This window comes from Marinobacterium sedimentorum, assembly GCF_024267675.1.
Taxonomy (GTDB): domain Bacteria; phylum Pseudomonadota; class Gammaproteobacteria; order Pseudomonadales; family Balneatricaceae; genus Marinobacterium_A; species Marinobacterium_A sedimentorum.
Window position 1 is genome coordinate 65,554 of sequence record NZ_JALDYX010000021.1, and the last position, 17,379, is coordinate 82,932.

The 17,379-nt window shown below is 55.6% G+C and carries 15 protein-coding genes; 2 read left to right on the plus strand and 13 right to left on the minus strand.

Annotated features, from left to right (window positions below; all coding sequences use genetic code 11):
• Positions 1-49 precede the first annotated feature (49 nt).
• Both MRS74_RS16400 and MRS74_RS16405 read left to right on the plus strand, forming a co-directional pair.
• Positions 50-901 carry a DNA ligase gene (locus tag MRS74_RS16400; RefSeq protein ID WP_254581354.1) on the plus strand — a complete coding sequence of 284 codons (852 nt, stop codon included), beginning with the start codon at positions 50-52 and terminating at the stop codon, positions 899-901.
• Between the two features lie 271 nt (positions 902-1,172).
• Complete coding sequence (locus MRS74_RS16405) at positions 1,173-1,631, plus strand: REP-associated tyrosine transposase (protein WP_254581355.1); 459 nt, start codon at positions 1,173-1,175, stop codon at positions 1,629-1,631.
• A 364-nt stretch (positions 1,632-1,995) separates the two neighbouring features.
• Here MRS74_RS16405 and MRS74_RS16410 read toward each other — a convergent pair whose 3' ends face one another.
• The 13 genes from MRS74_RS16410 to MRS74_RS16470 form a co-directional block, all read right to left on the minus strand.
• Positions 1,996-3,906 (minus strand): polysaccharide biosynthesis protein, encoded by a 1,911-nt coding sequence (locus tag MRS74_RS16410; RefSeq protein WP_254581356.1) that lies wholly within the window; start codon positions 3,904-3,906, stop codon positions 1,996-1,998.
• A gap of 46 nt (positions 3,907-3,952) precedes the next feature.
• Complete coding sequence (locus MRS74_RS16415) at positions 3,953-5,854, minus strand: SEC-C metal-binding domain-containing protein (protein ID WP_254581357.1); 1,902 nt, start codon at positions 5,852-5,854, stop codon at positions 3,953-3,955.
• Between the two features lie 79 nt (positions 5,855-5,933).
• A complete protein-coding gene (locus MRS74_RS16420) occupies positions 5,934-6,974 on the minus strand; it encodes an MraY family glycosyltransferase (RefSeq protein ID WP_254581358.1) in 1,041 nt (346 codons plus the stop codon).
• A gap of 10 nt (positions 6,975-6,984) precedes the next feature.
• Complete coding sequence (locus tag MRS74_RS16425; RefSeq protein ID WP_254581359.1) at positions 6,985-8,325, minus strand: UDP-glucose 4-epimerase family protein; 1,341 nt, start codon at positions 8,323-8,325, stop codon at positions 6,985-6,987.
• 69 nt (positions 8,326-8,394) lie between these two features.
• Entirely contained in the window at positions 8,395-9,174 is a 780-nt protein-coding gene (locus MRS74_RS16430; RefSeq protein WP_254581360.1) for a glycosyltransferase family protein, read from the minus strand.
• Positions 9,171-10,301, minus strand: coding sequence for a glycosyltransferase (locus MRS74_RS24250; RefSeq protein ID WP_254581361.1), 1,131 nt, complete (start codon positions 10,299-10,301; stop codon positions 9,171-9,173). The genes MRS74_RS16430 and MRS74_RS24250 overlap by 4 nt, the downstream gene beginning before the upstream one ends.
• Before the next feature lie 31 nt (positions 10,302-10,332).
• Positions 10,333-11,067: a glycosyltransferase family 2 protein gene (locus MRS74_RS16440; protein WP_254581369.1), complete on the minus strand. Its 735-nt coding sequence runs from the start codon at positions 11,065-11,067 to the stop codon at positions 10,333-10,335.
• Between the two features lie 104 nt (positions 11,068-11,171).
• Positions 11,172-12,146, minus strand: coding sequence for a class I SAM-dependent methyltransferase (locus MRS74_RS16445; protein WP_254581362.1), 975 nt, complete (start codon positions 12,144-12,146; stop codon positions 11,172-11,174).
• Positions 12,147-12,242: 96 nt separating this feature from the next.
• On the minus strand, positions 12,243-13,655 hold the full coding sequence (locus tag MRS74_RS16450) for a mannose-1-phosphate guanylyltransferase/mannose-6-phosphate isomerase (protein ID WP_254581363.1): 1,413 nt from the start codon (positions 13,653-13,655) through the stop codon (positions 12,243-12,245).
• 47 nt (positions 13,656-13,702) lie between these two features.
• Positions 13,703-14,674 carry a GDP-L-fucose synthase gene (gene fcl / locus MRS74_RS16455; protein WP_368671286.1) on the minus strand — a complete coding sequence of 324 codons (972 nt, stop codon included), beginning with the start codon at positions 14,672-14,674 and terminating at the stop codon, positions 13,703-13,705.
• Between the two features lie 4 nt (positions 14,675-14,678).
• Positions 14,679-15,797, minus strand: coding sequence for a GDP-mannose 4,6-dehydratase (gmd, locus tag MRS74_RS16460; protein WP_254581364.1), 1,119 nt, complete (start codon positions 15,795-15,797; stop codon positions 14,679-14,681).
• A gap of 23 nt (positions 15,798-15,820) precedes the next feature.
• Entirely contained in the window at positions 15,821-16,777 is a 957-nt protein-coding gene (locus MRS74_RS16465) for a GDP-mannose 4,6-dehydratase (RefSeq protein ID WP_254581365.1), read from the minus strand.
• The coding region (locus tag MRS74_RS16470; protein WP_254581366.1) for a glycosyltransferase family 4 protein at positions 16,774-17,379 on the minus strand (606 nt) is incomplete at its 5' end. The genes MRS74_RS16470 and MRS74_RS16465, both read right to left, overlap by 4 nt.

A 17,379-nucleotide genomic window follows, 5' to 3' on the forward strand; every position in this document is an offset into this window, starting at 1 on the left:
GCCACGGATTCGGCATCGGCCTCACTTAATCGGTTTCACGGAGGAAGCCATGATGCACCCGACCAGCCTGCTCTTTGGCAGCATCGCTGCCCTCGTACCCGCCATGATCAGCGCCGCACCGGCGCCCCTGATGCTGGCGAGCGACGCAATAACAGCAACGGACTTATCCAGCCTCGACCTCAGCCAATACAGCGTCAGCGAAAAACTCGATGGCATTCGTGCCTACTGGAATGGCCAGCAGCTGCAGAGCCGCAGTGGCTATGCGATCAGCACCCCGCCCTGGTTCACCCGGGGCTGGCCCAGCACGCCTATGGATGGCGAGCTGTGGATGGGCCGTGGCCGCTTCGCGGAAGTCTCCGGTATAAGCCGCCGCTATGTGGCCGATGACCCGCTCTGGCGCCAGGTGCAGTATCGCGTATTTGACCTGCCGGCTCACCCGGCAACTTTCGATCAGCGTCAGCGGGCGCTGCAGCAGCTGCTGGCGCAGATAGACCAACCCTGGGTGAGCATCATTGAACAGCGATTGCTGGGCAGCCAGCGGCAGCTTGAGGCGTACCTGGCGCAGGTGAGCGCCGAAGGTGGTGAGGGCCTGATGCTGCAACGTCGCAACGCGCTCTATCGCATCGGGCGCAGCAGTGATGTGCTCAAGTACAGGCAGTATCAGGATGCGGAAGCAGTGGTAACGGGATACCTGGCGGGGAGCGGCAAGTACGAGGGGATGGTGGGCGCCTTGCGGGTGGAAAACGATACCGGACAAAAGTTTAGTCTGGGCTCGGGCCTGAGTGATGCCCAGAGGCGAGACCCGCCGCCGCTGGGCAGCCGAGTCACCTATCGCTATAACGGACTTACGGCCAGCAAGCTGCCCCGCTTCGCTCGCTTCCTGCGCATAAGGCCCGATTAACCGCGCTGATTCGCGGCGGGACGCCGTTTTTACGGGAGGATGCAATTACATGGTGAGCCTGAAAGCCCGTAGGAGGCGCGTACCCAACCTCGGGCATGATACCTCGCGACTAAGCCTTGCGGCTGTTCGCAGCGGGGCGCCACTCCTACGGGCTGTTCGCGGCGGGGCGCCGCTCCTACGGAAATTTTGCGGCGGGACGCCGCTCCTACGGGAAGATGCAGCGCCCAACGCGACTAAGCTCCGCTCCCCGACAGGAATTGGAGGAAAGACCATGGCAAGGATGCCAAAACGATATCACGGCAAGTCACTACGCAAGGGCAGAGTTTCAATTGCCGGAATGGCCTACCTTGTCACCACGGTAACCTGCCAGCGAGAACCGCTCCTGCGGGAGTTCGAAACCGCAAGAATACTGACACACACGATCAATAGCGATACCGCCACTACCCTGGCCTACGTCATCATGCCGGATCATCTGCACTGGCTGTTGCAACTGCAATCGGACGCCTCACTGGCGCAACTTCTGCAACGGGTGAAGAGCATCAGTGCGCACCGGATTAACCAGCACCTCGGCCGCCGCGGCCCGGTTTGGCAACGCGGCTATCACGATCATGCCGTGCGCAATGAAGAGGACCTTCGTCAGCTGGCCCGCTACGTCGTAGCCAATCCTGTCAGAGCCGGGATGGTTACAACAGTAAAAGACTACCCGCACTGGGACGCTATCTGGCTGTAGCTCACAATTCCAACCACATTTGGCGACGAAGCTCTGCAGCTTTTCGCGGCGAGACGCCGCTCCTACGAGGATTTCGCGGCGGGGCGCCGCTCCTACGGGCTGTTCGCGGCGGGACGCCGCTCCTATGGGAACATGCAATTACGTGGTGGGCCTGAAGGCCCGTAGGAGTCGCGTACCCAACCTCGGGCATGATACCTCGCGACGAAGCTCTGCGGTTGTTCGCGGCGGGACGCCGCTCCTACGGGAACATGCAATTACGTGGTGGGCCTGAAGGCCCGTAGGAGTCGCGCCTCGCGACGAGGCTCTGGCTATTCGCGGCGGGGCTTCGCGGCGGGGCGCCGCTCCTACGGGAATCATGACCCCGTTAATGTACCCGCCTGGGCTGGCTGAACGGATCGGGAATTTCGTGCGGGGGCTCATAGCCGCTGACATGGCGCAACAGCAGTGCCCGAATACCGGCGCAGTCGTAGGCATCACAACAGGCCTCGATCTGCTGCAGCACAGGCGTCAGCTGCGCCAGCGACAGCTTCTCTTCGCTGGCCTTCATGATCATCGGATGCGGCGTACCAGTGACATCATCGCCGATCAGCAGCTCTTCATAGAGTTTTTCACCATCGCGCAGCCCCGTGTACTCAATGGCGATATCACCGCCTGGGCAATCCTCGTCGTTGACCGAAAAGCCCGCCAGGCGAATCATCTGCTGCGCCATCTCGCGTATCTTTACAGGCGCGCCCATGTCCAACACAAACACATCACCGGACTGCGCCATGGCACCGGCTTGGATCACCAGCGCCGCCGCCTCCGGGATGGTCATGAAATAGCGCGTCATTTCAGGATGCGTCACGGTGAGCGGGCCACCGGCAGCGATCTGCTGGCGAAACAGCGGGATCACCGAGCCCGAGGAGCCCAGCACATTGCCAAAGCGCACTATGGCGAAGCGGGTCTGATGACCGGGCTCCGCCGCCAGCGCCTGCAGCACCAGTTCTGCGCAGCGTTTGGTCGCGCCCATCACATTGGTCGGGCGCACGGCCTTGTCCGATGAAATCAGCACAAAATTCCTGACCCCCGTCGCCTGCGCTGCCAGCGCCACAGCGCGGGTTCCCAGCAGATTGTTGCGCACCCCCACTACCATGTTGCGCTCCACAATGGGCACATGCTTGTAGGCCGCCGCATGGTAGAGCGTCGTGACCCTGTAGTGACTCAGCGTACGCTCCAGCAGCGGCTGTTCCGCCACCGAACCCAGTACGCCGACCAGCTCCACTGCGCCGGCAACGCAGAGCGGCGTCAGCTCCTGCTCGATCTGGTAGAGGCCGAACTCGGAGCTGTCCAGCAGTACCAGACATTTGGGCTGCTGGGTGACAATCTGGCGACAGAGTTCCGAGCCGATCGAGCCACCGGCCCCGGTCACCATCACCACCTGATCACGGATATTCGCCGCCATGAGATGGGGATAGGGTGCGACCTCTTCGCGCCCGAGCACGTCGGCAATTTCGATTTCGCGGATATCACTCAGGGCCACCTTGCCACTGGCAATGTCCGACAGCCCCGGCAGCGTCAGCACCTTGACCGGCAGGGTTTCCAGCAGCGCCAGCAGCTCGCGGCGCCGCGTCCGCCCCGCCGACGGCATGGCGAGCAGCACCTCGGCCACCTCAAATCGATCAATCAGCCGCTCCAGCTGCTCCGGTGGATAGATCACCAGCCCATGCACCTCAAGCCCCGCCAGCGCCCGATTGTCATCCACAAAGGCCACGGCGCTGAGTTCACTGGAGCTTTCCAGCGCCGTGGCCAGCTGACGCCCGGCGGAACCGGCACCATAGATGATGACCCGGTCTGTGGTGGCAATGCGATGCAGACCGCCGGGGAACTGCTGCAACAGCAGCCAGCGCGCCAGCAGGCGGCTGCCACCGATCACCACCAGGGCGATAAACCAGTAAATCGGCAGCACCGAGCGCGGCACCCGCATCTCGAAGCCGATCAGATAGGTGACGGCCGCCCAGATCAGTATAAACAGCGATACCGCCTTGACGACGGTCCAGAGCGCCCGCGGGCCTATATAGCGTGTTACCGCACGATAGAGTCCCAGGCGCACAAATACCGGCAGGGCAATGACCGGCGCAATCAGGTAGGCGGGCCAGTGCGCAAAGCCCATGGCATCCCATTCCCCGTAACGCAACGCAAAGCTGAGCCAGCAGGTGATCACCAGTGCCAGCACATCGAAGATCAGAAACACCAGCCGCTTCATGTTGCGCGACAGGGACAGCACTTGATTCAGCATGCGTGTATCCGTTACGGGGTGGCCGACGCCGCTATGCGCCGGTGTATCAGGGCAGGCTCCTGGAAAGCTTTTTAAGCCAGTCCAGCGCGCCCTCGGTCGCTTCCCAGCTGGCCCGCATGGTATCGCGGTAGAGCCAGGCCTGATCTTCGCCTCCCAGGGTTATGCCGTATTCGTCCAGCTCGGGCTGGCGGATGCGCTTGAGGCAGAGGTAACGCGCAACGTAGGGCAGATCCGCGTGGGCTTCCCGCACTGCCGCCTCCGCGCCGGCCAGGTTTCCTGCGCGAAACAGCGCCAGCACTTTGCCATAGCGCGTTTGCGGTGCCATATCACTTTCATAGTGCTGCGCCAGGGCAAGTGCGTCCTGATCGCGCCCGGCCATCAGGTAGGCATCCATCAGCTCCCAGCGCAAACCGTGGTTGTCTTCGGCGTTAAGCCGAACTATCCACTCGCTCAGCTCAACGGCCTGGGCATCGCGGCCGGTCTCATTCAGCAAAGACACCAGCCGCACCAGCGCCCGCAGCGCCGGCCTGTTCTCCTGCATGACCCAGGGCAGCTGCGTATCTTCAGCCACCGTCGCGGCAATAATAGCGTGACTGCGGCGCAGCACCCGCTCCAGCAACTGCTGTGCCGCCGAATCGCCCCAGAACTGCTCATCCAGCAACAGCGCCGCCAGGTCATCCAGTACTGCAAGATCATCCCAGGCCGCAGGATATCGGCTGAGTACCCCCATCCAGCGATCGAACAGTTCGGGCTCCCAGGGATCAAGCTCATCGACCTCATGGATGCCAATTCCAAGGGGCGCTTCCAGCGGGCACACCTTGGCCCAGCGTGAACGCACGGACTTCAGCCCTGAAGGCTCGATCAGCATGGCGGCTGGGCCCGGCTGACCCTGCGGATCTTCCAGCTCCAGCACCTCGAGCTGATAGGCCGGCACCGCCCGGGTCTGTTGCTGCTCAATCCAGCGGTACAGCTCCAGCAGCTCCTCGGCCCCGGAGAGTTCCAGCATCATTCCCACGGGATCTTTCATAAAGCCATTGAGCAGCTCGACCTGGGGGTCATCCTTTTGCAGCCCTGCGCGCAGCAGCTGGCGGCGCCAGAACTCGGCCCGCGGCGGTATTTCGCTCAAGCGCCCGCCGGCCATCAGCAGCTGAACTTCAAGTACACCCAGGCTATCACTGTGGGGTGTATCGCGCTGGGCCTTCTGAAACGCCTGCCAGGCGGCCTTGTCGTCACCTTCATCCATCAGAATGCAGGCCAGACGCTGCCAGGCACCGCCGCGCAATACCGACTTGGGCGCCTGCTGCACCAGCATGTCCAGCAGCCCCCGTTTCTTGCGGTGGAATCCCAGGGCATCGTAACAGTTGCACAGCAGATTCAGCGCATAGTCGTGCAGGCTGCCCGACTTGCTGGCATGCTCGAGCGCCACCATGGGCTCCAGCAGCGCTGCAGACTTGCGATACAGCTGCTGATCGAACATTTCAATGGCGGCTTCGAGCAAACCTTCCAGCGGTACCTGCCGGCTGGCAACCGCCTTTTCCAGCAGACCGAACTCCTGCAGTGCCGGAATGGCAAACACCCATACCTGTTCACTTTCGAGCGTCAGCGAGAAACTGCCCGCCAGGCGCTGACAGCACTGCTTGAACTTGGCGCCGGAACCACAGGCACAGGGATCATTGGGTTTTAGCTTGGGCAAAGGCCGCGGTTTGAAGTGATTGCCCGGCAAGGGCATGAACTGCCATATTTCCCGCGCCAGATGCCCGGTCAGCGCCGCGACCGTGCCAGGTGCAAGGCCCTCATCGAACATGCCAGGGGCACAGTAACTGTCAAAGTTTTGCCGCAGCCACTGGCTGAACAAGTCGAAGTCTTCGACACGGAAAATCTCGCGCGCAGCATCCTGCAGCAGGGACTCAAGTTGTAGTGGCTCATCATCGGGCTCGAACGGATGCACAGTCAACCTTCAGTAATATCAGGAATAAAATGGAAGCGGACGCCAGCATAGCGACTGTAGCGATAGGGCGCAAAGGCTATCAGGGCCGCGCCCTTCGCCCAGGGCGCGCAGCCTGCTCTGCGGCACCGGCTCTGAAATACAACGCCAGCACAATCAGGGGCGCATAGGCCAGCAGGATAGCCAGCAGCGGCCCTGCCCAGCCGATGACGCAGAAAGATGCCAGTGGCAGCAGCCAACACAGATTAATGGCGAGCACCCCAAGGGTTACGGTGCGATGGCTGGCATAGGATCGTGCCGCCTGCTGGTAGGCATGGCTGCAGTGCGCCTCGGCCAGGCGCTGCCCCCGTACCAAGCGATGCAGCAGAGTAACGCTGGCATCACAGACGAAGACCGCCAGCAGAATCAGCCAGCCTGCAAAGAGCAGCAGCGACTGGTGCGCCGCCATAATTGACAGCAAGCCAAGCATCAGGCCGATAAAGCCACTGCCGGCATCGCCCATGAAAATACGCGCAGGCGGCCAGTTCCAGCACAGAAACCCCAGCGCCGCCGCCGCCAGCAGTGCTGGCAACAGCAGATCAAGCGGCGCCAGACCCAGCAACCACCCCAACCAACAGGCCCCGACACAGACAGACACCACCTCAACCCCGGCGATGCCATCGATGCCATCCATAAAGTTATACAGATTCAGCAGCCAGACCAGGTAGAGCAGCCCAACCCCAAAACCCAGCAGACCAGGCGCAAGCGATACGCTAAACAGCTCCACCGGCGGCACACCGCCAAGCCAGAACAACCCCCAGCCCGCGGCCACAAAGTGCACCAGCAGGCGCCAGCGCGCCGCGACGCCGCCGCGATCATCCAGCCAGCCGATCGCCGCCACCAGGATTCCCGCGCCCCCAAGGGCGGCAAAGGACTCTATCGCCATGAGTCCCTGTAACCAGAGCACCACCATGGCGCCAAGAAACACCAGCACAATCGATATACCGCCACCACGGGCTGTTGGCACAAGATGGGAACTGCGCCCATTGGGCACATCCAGCATGCCGCCGGCCAGCGCATAACGCCGTACCAGCCCGGTAAGCAGCGCGGATACACCCAGGGCCAGCACGAACCATCCGATCATCACCGCCACCTCAGGCATCCCCGGATGTCTCCCGGCTGCACCCCGTAGGAGCGGCGCCCGTAGGAGCGGAGTCCTCTCCGCGAAGCTTTTTGCCTCCACCACCATTGCTTACGGCAGAACCAGCCCCCGTAGGAGCTGTGCCTATGGGAGCGCTGCCTGTGGGAGCGGAGTCCTCTCCGCGAATCTTTTTGCCTCCACCAACATTGCTTACGCCAGAACCAGCCCCCGTAGGAGCGGCGCACCCGGTGGGCATTTCACCCCCGCCGCGAAGCTTTTCTTGCGATGCGCGCAAATCTCTCCCCGTAGGAGCGGCGCCCCGCCGCGAAGCTCTTTCCTCTGGGCGTACATCTATCCCCGTAGGAGCGATCCCCTCCCCACCGAACCGCCTGGCCATAAAATCATCCACCGTTTTCTGAATGCCTTCCTCCACCGAAACAGGAGGCCTCCAACCGAGCGTATCCATCGTATGCCGAATATCCAGCTGCAAGGAATCACAAAGCCTGGACGCCACACTGCCTCGCCCAGCCCAGTCTGCCGCTTTACGCAATACAGACACCGGAAACGGAAACAGCCGGGAATTCTTCCCCATGGCCCGGCTCAAGCGCCCGATCAAACCGGGCGTGGACAGGTCCTCGTTATCGGACACCAGAAAGGTCTGATTCGCCGCGGCTGGATGATCCATGCAGGTGATGATCAGATCCACCAGGTTATCCAGCCCCACCAGGCTGCGGCGGTTATCCAAAGAGCCCAACGGAAAAAAAGCCCCGCGCTCTATCCACGTCAGCAGGCTGCGAAAATTGGCTTTAACTCCAGGCCCATAGACCAGCGGCGGCCGGATAATCACCACCTCCATGCCCGTCTCCCGCGAAAGCGCCCGCAACCCCTGCTCCGCTTCCCATTTGGACAGCGCGTAGGGGTCGGTGGGCGCGCAAAGATCATGGGCGGTAAACGGCTGCCCTGCCAGAGTCGACTCACCGTTAACCTTGATACTGCTGAGGAAGATAAAACGCCTGACACCGGCCTGTGCCGCAGCGCGGGCGAACTCAAGCGTCGCCACGGTGTTCACTGCTCTAAAGGCTGTGAGCGGATCCGCCGCGTCGTCGGCCATCACATGCACACGGGCCGCGCAGTGGATAACGACATCCGCCTTCTCGAGCACGGCAGGCAACGCAGAGCCGCGCTGTGCGTCACACAGATCAAAATGCAGCGACTCGGCGCGGCTGCCAATCGCCTGCGAGCGGGAAGCTGCAATGACATTCACGCCAGGCTCCCTGAGCAAACGCTTGCACAGTGCCGTACCAAGAAACCCGGCGCTGCCGGTAACAAACGCCGTATTGGAGTCAGCTGGCATTAAACAAAGCCCTGCGCGTTGTGCTGGCCAGAGGCCAGATGCTGGCCTGGACAAGCGGCATCCGAGAAGTCATGTTCGCAACCCCAACTTCCTTGAGCCAGAGCGTAAAAAATATTTCACCATACTGACCATAAACCAGTAAAAATGCCGGGAAAAAAGCCGCTTGTTGGCCTGCCGGCACAGATGCACCGCTTTGAGCTGCGGCAGGTAAAGCACCGGTTCACCAAACTGGTCACGGGCACGGCGGCAAATGTCCACATCCTCCAGATACATGAAGAAGCGTTCATCGAAGCCATGCAGCTGCTGATACAACTCGGCTTTGAACAGCAGGAAGGCTCCGGAGGCCCAGTCTACCAGTGCGGGTTTGCCAATTGATGCCTTGTCGTAGGCGGCCGGGTTGGAACCCAGCAGAAATCCCCGCGCAAAGTCCATCAGTGAAGGGAAACGCTTGATGTTGAAGTCGGGCCGGGTTAGTTCCCGGTCCTGGTACAGGTTGATGGTCAACAGCCTGGCGGCGCGCTGCTCAGCCGCATTAACAGTCTTCAGCAGCACATCAGGCGCTATGACCAGATCCGGGTTATGCAAACAGAAATAATCACCGGGCTGCATGCCAAGCTTAGAGCGGCAAAATTCGAATACCGCATTGTTGTTGGCGCCGAACCCCATTGGCGACGGCGCCGCCAAATAGTGCATTGAGCAACCCAATGCCAGATTTCGCAACTCGGTGCAGCCGAGGTTGTCCCGGATCACGACTTCCACACCTTCTCGCGCGGCCAACGCCTGCAACTGCTTATTTTGGCTAATCAGCACCTCATGCCCGTGGGACACCACCGACACAAACAGCGTCATTTGGTTGTTTCCGGCGGGTTATCTTGCGAAGTTATACAGGACACTAGCTCATCCCAGCCATTCAATACCGGCACGCCGGCAGGCATTGAAAAATCACTCCCCTCAAATCCCTTTCCACTCGCAAGTGCCTCAATATGATCCGCCAACTGATACGGATCGTCTGGATCAAAAAAATTCACTCTATCGTATACACCCAAGGTTTCCCGGGCATACGGAAGATCGGCAGCCAAGACAGCAAGCCCCATGGATTTCGCTTCGGTTAATGGTAAGCCCCAGGTTTCCAGCTTTGAAGGAAAAACCAAGGCGTCGCTCTGCCGATACTCATCAAATACGGCTTTATGCGACAAGCGACCAATGAAACAAATGCCTTCAATATTACGTGCGCAGAACGCTAGATAACGGGCATAGAGGCTATCCGTAGCCGACAGGGTGATACGAATCTCAAAACGCCTGACGCCTCGCTGATGCAGTACCTTTGCAGCCTTTATCAACACCTCAATATTTTTAAAAGTACGCGGCAATGTTGGATAAAACAATCTGACCATATTTTCATTATTTAATTTAAAATCCGACCTGGCCTCAGACATTACTTCATCTGAGAAACATTCAGGTCGCGCAACTGCGACATTATCAATAGAGTACGTACTTTGAAAATAATCACGAATATAGCTCTGCTGAACAAATACAGTATTGTTCGCACCTATGTTCAGAAGGTACAAGTAACGATAAAAGATCGAAAAAGCAAAAACCGTCGGCTGAAAAAAAAGGTCTTTCAAACCTGCGCGATATAGTGGGGTGGCATTATGACAATAAACAAACTGCCGACAGGCAGTAGTTCTAGGAGTAATATCATGAAGTGAAAACCATACACACGGCTGAATTCGGCAACTAATTTTATAACTACTCACGAACTCAAAATAAATCCTGCATAGCCAATTTTTCTTTGGGCTTCGCACACTAATAAGTTTTATTCGTTGATAGGCCGGATATAGACTTTTATCATATACCAGAGCAACTACTCGGCAATTGATAATTTTATCGGCTGCAGACAGAAATTCTTTTGCTACCGTCAAAGTGCCACCCTGGTTTAACCCGACAGCACTGATTACAATTAATTTAGCTGGCACTTTTTATATTTTTCTCCATGTCGATCACAAGCTAACTTAATATAATACGCAATTTAATTAAATGCACCTTTAACTTAAGCTTAACGTAGGAAAGACAAAAAAAATAAATATTTTTGAGGCGTGATACGGTGCAATGAAGTTTTCTTGCCAGATAAGCCTCATAGATAGATTTAACGCTCATAAAAGAAACACCACCAACCTCCATATAAGCCACTATGAAGTCAACATATCCGGCATTAAGTTTACACCCCTTTCTTAAAAGAAGTTCGTAATCACCAACAATATCAAAACTTTTACTATATAAACCAACATATTTATAAAGTTCAATATTATGGGCAGAGCCAGGGTGTGCAACGTTCATCCACTTCCTGAATTTTTTCCATTCCCAACAGGAGCCAACCGTTTTTAACAATTGACCTGAAGTATCGACCCAACCGACTTTACCACTGACGTAATCGAGATTATCATGCGAAATACAATATTCTGCCAAGTACTTCAGCGCATCAGCACCCAGGTAGTCGTCGGCCCCCAAAAATATTACCCACTTCCCTTCTGCAAGAGAAATCCCCTTATTCCAGGCGTCATATATTCCCTCATCAGGTTCACTGAGCCACTTACTGACAACTGGATGTTCTTTAACAATTTCCACCGTACCATCACGACTATTACCGTCGATAACTATCACTTCGACGTCATCAAATTTCTGATCAACAACTGAATCAAGACACCGTCTTATACAGTTCTCAACATTATATACAGCTATCACTATCGAAAATAACAATTATTGATCCTTTAAATATTAATCTTCGGATATCTAACCAAACAACAACAGTATAAAAAACTCGACATCCAAGTCTGATTTAATCAACCTTAAGCTATCTTTCTAATGTAAAGTGACCCAGGTTCTCGATCCGGGGTTAGGAAAGGCGAGACCAATTTAAGATCATCATAATGCTGATGATGCAAATAGTTCAATGCACCAATAATTTCCCAACTGCTGTTGTGTGACAGAAACGCTTCCAAAATGTATTGTTCATTCCAAAACTTAACTTCATCTTGCATCCAGTTGGCTGGATAGTTTCTGGGAGAAAATATGTCATGAACATGAACGATCACTCCCTTTCTAAGGGTTGGTAGCAACTCAAGGTATTCAAAAAGAATATCACCCTGAGGCCTTATTATATGTGATGAATCGATAAATAAAATATCGTTTTCACCAAGCTCAGAGAAAAAACTAATGGGTAATTCTTCAACCTTCTCTCTTACTACTTCCACACCTGTTTCTTCAAGCCATGGCATTTCATAGGGCTCAACACATAGATGCTTGCATTTATAACCAGAGTCGCCCTGTGTATTCTTCAATATAGCTTTAGCCGCTATCAAGGTTGAATTTCCGCTGCCTATTTCATACACCTTCGAAGGCTTTAAGTAGCGAATTATTTGATACAAATATTCCGCATCGCCCGACTCAAAAGCGCCATTCCCGAAATAAAAAGTTTTATCGTCCAACTTTGTGTTCGACAAGTCTTCAAGCTCAAATGCCAAAACCAACTTCCCTAAAAGAACTAACTGCTCGTCAACATTCCAATCTATACCACTGAGTGGTCGGTTATCTGAAAATGGCCGACTTGGATTTCTGTTGTCAAATTGTGGTTCGTAGTAATGATTCCGAATAGGAAAAACACCTACTTTGAACAAGACCTTCTTTGAAAAAGGCAATCGATGCACACCCAATCGACGTATATATTTCAGTAAAAAAGCCGCAGGATAAACCAGAAAAGCCAAGAAAAAGTCAGCTATTGGAAGTATGCGGATAATAGATTCCCTGACACTTATCTTTCGCATTACCACCGTCCCTTGGTGAAAACAGTTAAACTAAAGAAACCACACAAATCTAAACAATATGTTTTGCTATGGCCACAGCGGCCAATAACAAGAGACTCAATTCCGACCATACAGATCCTCAAGCCTCACAATATCATCCTCTCCCAGATAAGAACCGGACTGCACTTCAATCAGCTCCAGTGGCACACGGCCGGGGTTTTCCAGTGAGTGAACCTGCCCTATGGGTATGTATGTAGACTGATTTTCGGTCACCAGGTAGGTCTTTTCACCGTTGGTGACCTTTGCCGTACCGCTGACGACGACCCAGTGCTCAGCCCGGTGATGGTGCATCTGCACCGACAGCTTCGCGCCAGGCTTCACGGTAATGTGCTTCACCTGATAGCGGTTGCCCGCGTCGATAGCATCAAAGCAGCCCCAGGGCCGGTAAACCTGGCGGTGATTGATGTGCTCCGTTCTGCCCTGCTGTTTGAGCTGCTCTACGATGTGCTTTACATCCTGCACCCGGTCTTTGCTGGCGACCAGCACCGCATCCCGGGTTTCAACGATCACCAGGTCTTCCACGCCTATGGCCGCCACCAGCCGGTGCTCGGCGTAGGCCAGAATCTGCCGGCAATCCTTGGTCAGCACATCGCCTTTGAGCACATTGCCCTCGGCATCCTTGGCGGATACATCGGCCAGCGCCGACCATGAGCCAACATCACTCCAGCCGGCATCCAGCGGCACCAGAACTGCCTCCCGGGTATGCTCCATCACGGCGTAATCGATGGATTCCGAGGCACAGTCGGCAAATGCCTTGGGGTCTAGCCGCACAAAGTCCAGATCCTCTTTGGCACCAGCAATCGCCTGCCGACAGCAGTGCAGCATATCGGGGCGAAAAGCTTCCAGTTCAGCCAGATAGCGGCTGGCCCGGAACATGAACATGCCACTGTTCCAGAAGTAGTCTTGGGAGTCTACATAGGCCTGCGCCGTTGCCAGGTCAGGCTTTTCCACAAATTCGGCAACCGTCAGCGCAGCGCTGCTGTGGTCTGCCTGCGGCCTGGCCTTAATATAGCCATAGCCCGTTTCAGGACAGGATGGCACTATGCCAAAGGTGACCAGGCGCCCGGCCTGGGCCTGCTCCAGCGCAATGCCAATGGCAGCCTGAAATGCCGGCTGATCCTGAATCAGGTGATCCGCAGGCAGCACCAGCAGTACCGGGTCCTCACCGTTGCCCGTCGCCTGAATGGCCGCCAGCGCAATCGCCGGCGCCGTATTGCGCCCCTGGGGTTCAAGCAAAATGGTCGCGCCTTCAACCCCGATCTGTCGCAACTGCTCGGCGGCCATAAAGCGGTGTTCTTCGTTACAGATCAGAACCGGTGGCTCACAGCTCAGGCCGGCAAGCCGCTCCAGCGTCGCCTGCAGCATGGTTTTGTCACCGTCCAGCTGCAGAAACTGCTTGGGGCTTAGCTGGCGGGAAAGGGGCCACAAACGAGAGCCGGTTCCACCGGCCATAACTACGGGCACAAACATTCGGTTACTCCCTCAGCCTTGATACTTGATTTCAGGTGCGCACGGAACTACTCCCGAACCCTGCCCTGCTCTGCCTCGAACCATCGGTACAGCGCCTTGAGCCCGGTTTCCAGTTCAATGGACGGCTGCCAGCCAAGGGCCTGTACGCGGCTTATGTCCAGCAACTTGCGCGGCGTACCATCGGGCCTGGAGGTATCAAAGACCAAGCGCCCGTTAAAGCCTGCGATCCTGGCGATGGACTGCGCCAGTTCACGGATACTGACTTCCTGCCCGGAACCGATATTGATATGGGATTGCATCGGCGTTGTCTGGGACGCGAACACCGGCTGTTCCAATTCCATCAAATGCACGCAGGCATGCGCCAGGTCATCCACATGCAGAAATTCGCGCAGCGGCCTGCCACTGCCCCAGATGTCTATCTGATCGGCCTGTGACTGAACCGCATCATAAAACCGGCGCAGGAGCGCAGGAATCACATGGGCATTCTCGGCATGGAAATTGTCACCCGGCCCGTAAAGATTGGTCGGCATCACCGAACGGAAATCCCGGTCATGCTGGCGGTTAAAACTCTCGCACAGCTTGATACCGGCAATCTTGGCAATGGCATAGGGCTCGTTGGTGGGCTCCAGCGGCCCGGTCAACAGGGCTTCCTCCGGAATGGGCTGCGGCGCCAGCCTTGGGTAAATGCAGGAGGAGCCAAGAAACAGCAGCTTGTTCACACCGACGCGATGCGCCGCCTGGATCAGGTTGCATTCGATCATCAGGTTATCGTAGAGAAAATCGGCAGGATAATGGCTGTTGGCATGAATCCCCCCCACCCTGGCCGCGGCCAGGTAAACCTGATCCACCCGGTGCTGCTTCAGGAAATCCTCAACGTCCTGCTGTCGGGTCAAGTCGAGTTCAGACCGGCCCTGGGTCAAAATATTGGTATAACCCAGTGATTCAAGCCTGCGCTTGATTGCCGAGCCCACCATGCCGCGGTGCCCGGCGATATAAATACGGCTATCCAGCTGCGACACCTCTTCAGTTCTCCACTGTTACGGGCAACTCGAAGCCATGCTGTTTCAGCAGGGCATGACGCTGCGCATCCTTCAAATCGCAGGCTATCATCTCGCTGCATAGCTGTTGCAGCGTGATCACAGGCTCCCAGCCCAGCTGTTCCCGCGCTCGCGAGGCATCACCCAGCAGCGACTCCACTTCGGTCGGGCGGAAATAGCGCGGATCAATACGTACCACCACATCCCCCGCCTTCAGTGCCGGAGCCTTGTCACCTTCAACCTTTTCGACTATCGCAACCTCATCAAGCCCCTGCCCCCTGAAGACCAGGCTGACACCCAGCTCTGCAGCACTGAGTTGCAGAAACTCCCGCACCGAGTGCTGAACGCCACTGGCGATAACAAAATCCTCCGGCTTGTCCTGCTGCAGCATCAGCCACTGCATCTGCACATAATCCCGGGCATGTCCCCAGTCACGCAGCGCATCCAGGTTGCCCATATAGAGGCAGGACTCCAGCCCCTGGGCGATATTGCACAGACCCCGGGTGACCTTGCGGGTAACGAAAGTCTCGCCGCGGCGCGGCGACTCATGGTTGAACAGAATGCCGTTGCAGGCATACATGCCATAGGCTTCACGGTAGTTTACCGTGATCCAGTAGGCATAGAGTTTCGCCACCGCGTAGGGCGAACGCGGATAGAAAGGAGTGGTCTCCGTCTGCGGCGTTTCCTGCACCAGGCCATACAGCTCGGAGGTCGACGCCTGGTAGAAACGGGTCTTGTGCTCCAGCCCCAGCAACCGTATGGCTTCGAGCAGCCGCAGCGTGCCCATGGCATCCACATCGGCGGTATATTCCGGCGCCTCGAAACTGACAGCCACATGGGACTGGGCGCCAAGGTTGTAGACTTCGTCCGGCTGCACCTGTTGAATGATGCGCGTCAGGTTGGAAGAGTCCGTCAGATCGCCGTAGTGCAGCACGAAGTTGCGGTTATCCAGGTGCGGCTCCTGATAGATATGATCAACGCGCTGGGTATTGAAAGACGAGGCCCGGCGCTTGATACCGTGCACCTGGTAACCTTTTTCCAGCAGGAACTCTGCGAGGTAGGAACCGTCCTGGCCGGTGATGCCGGTGATAAGGGCTTTTTTCATAGTTCAACTCAAATGTATTAACTTCAGACGGACAGCATAGCTTTTATAACATTTTTCATTTTATATTGAGCCCGCCAACCAAGAACATCAAATGCTTTAGCAGGGTCTGCCAGACTCAGACGCAAATCAGTCGGGCGCATAAACTCGCCTACCTGCTCAACATGCTCGCGCCAATCCAGACTCAACTCACTAAACACAGATTCTACGAAATCCTCCAGCGAATGACTCTCGCCCGTGGCGACAACGTAGTCCTGGGCTTCAGGTTGCTGCAACATAAGCCACATGGCCTCAACATATTCAGGCGCCCAACCCCAGTCCCTGACGATATCCAATCTGCCAAGTTGCAATCTTTCACCTGAACCATTCGCGATTCTTTGCGCCGTCTTTATTATTTTCTGGGTGACAAATCTCGAAGGACGCAATGGCGATTCATGATTAAATAAAATACCCGTACATGCAAATAACTTATAGGCTTCACGATAGTTGTCGACCAGCCAGAAAGCCGATGATTTGGCAACCGCATAAGGGCTTCTCGGATGAAACGGAGTCATCTCATTCGCAGGTTTCCCCAGCGTATCCCCATAACACTCGCTGGAGCCTGCATGATAAATTCTTATATCACGATCCAGCATCCGACAGGCTTCAAGCACATTCAGTGTACCGAGCGTAATACTCTGAATCGTTTCCGCAGGTTGTTCAAATGACAGTCCGACGGAAGACTGCCCAGCCAGACAGTAAACCTCGTCCGGATTACTCGTTTTTAACGCTACAAAAACACTACGAAAATCTTCAGGTACCATTGATAATAGGCGAACACTGTGCTTAATGCCAAAAAAGTCAAGATTCGAAAAAGAAGACGCCTGAGCATCTCTTGAAGTACCCCAGACGTCGTATCCCTTATCAAGCAGAAAAGATGAGAGATAGCTACCATCCTGTCCGCCGATACCGAAAATCAATGCCGACTTGGGTTTAACTATCACTTATGCACCAATTTTTTATAAACATTTAATGTTTCGATTGCACACTTTTCCCAACTGAAATCTTTAATCCTGGCATAACCAAACATTTTTAGCTCCGCACTACGAGCCTGAGAAAATAAAACGTTTTCCATTGCATCCCGCATTTGGTCGATACAGAGCGGGTTAAAAAACTCAGCCGCATTACCAATAACTTCAGGCATTGAACTAGTATTACTGCTTATTACCGCGCAACCATAAGACATAGCCTCCAGAGGAGGCAGGCCAAACCCTTCGTATAGAGATGGATATACGAACGCGCTTGCTGACTCATACAAGCTTGCAAGCTTTGCATCATCACCGGAGCAGTATACTACCTGACCTTTATTTAACCCCAAATTCAAGAAAAGGCTCAGCTCATCCTTTGATAAATCACCTCCACCAAAGGCGACAATATCATATTTACCCACAAGCCTAGGCGACGCAGAAAAGGCCTTTACGAAACCTGCAAAATTTTTATACCCCTGACGATTTCCAACATAGAGCAGGTACGGACGATGGGACACAGATAGACTACAGTAAGTTTTATGATCCGTCGATTTTTTTTCAACACCCAAGTATACGAC

Coding starts and splice junctions, on each gene's coding strand:
- MRS74_RS16425 (WP_254581359.1), bottom strand. CDS start 8,325: ATGCCAGCTGACTCCAATACGGCGTTTGTTACCGGCAGCGCCGGGTTT.
- MRS74_RS16445 (WP_254581362.1), bottom strand. CDS start 12,146: ATGCGAAAGATAAGTGTCAGGGAATCTATTATCCGCATACTTCCAATA.
- gmd (WP_254581364.1), bottom strand. CDS start 15,797: ATGAAAAAAGCCCTTATCACCGGCATCACCGGCCAGGACGGTTCCTAC.
- MRS74_RS16400 (WP_254581354.1), top strand. CDS start 50: ATGATGCACCCGACCAGCCTGCTCTTTGGCAGCATCGCTGCCCTCGTA.
- MRS74_RS16405 (WP_254581355.1), top strand. CDS start 1,173: ATGGCAAGGATGCCAAAACGATATCACGGCAAGTCACTACGCAAGGGC.
- MRS74_RS16420 (WP_254581358.1), bottom strand. CDS start 6,974: ATGATCGGATGGTTCGTGCTGGCCCTGGGTGTATCCGCGCTGCTTACC.
- MRS74_RS16410 (WP_254581356.1), bottom strand. CDS start 3,906: ATGCTGAATCAAGTGCTGTCCCTGTCGCGCAACATGAAGCGGCTGGTG.
- MRS74_RS16430 (WP_254581360.1), bottom strand. CDS start 9,174: ATGACGCTGTTTGTGTCGGTGGTGTCCCACGGGCATGAGGTGCTGATT.
- MRS74_RS16450 (WP_254581363.1), bottom strand. CDS start 13,655: ATGTTTGTGCCCGTAGTTATGGCCGGTGGAACCGGCTCTCGTTTGTGG.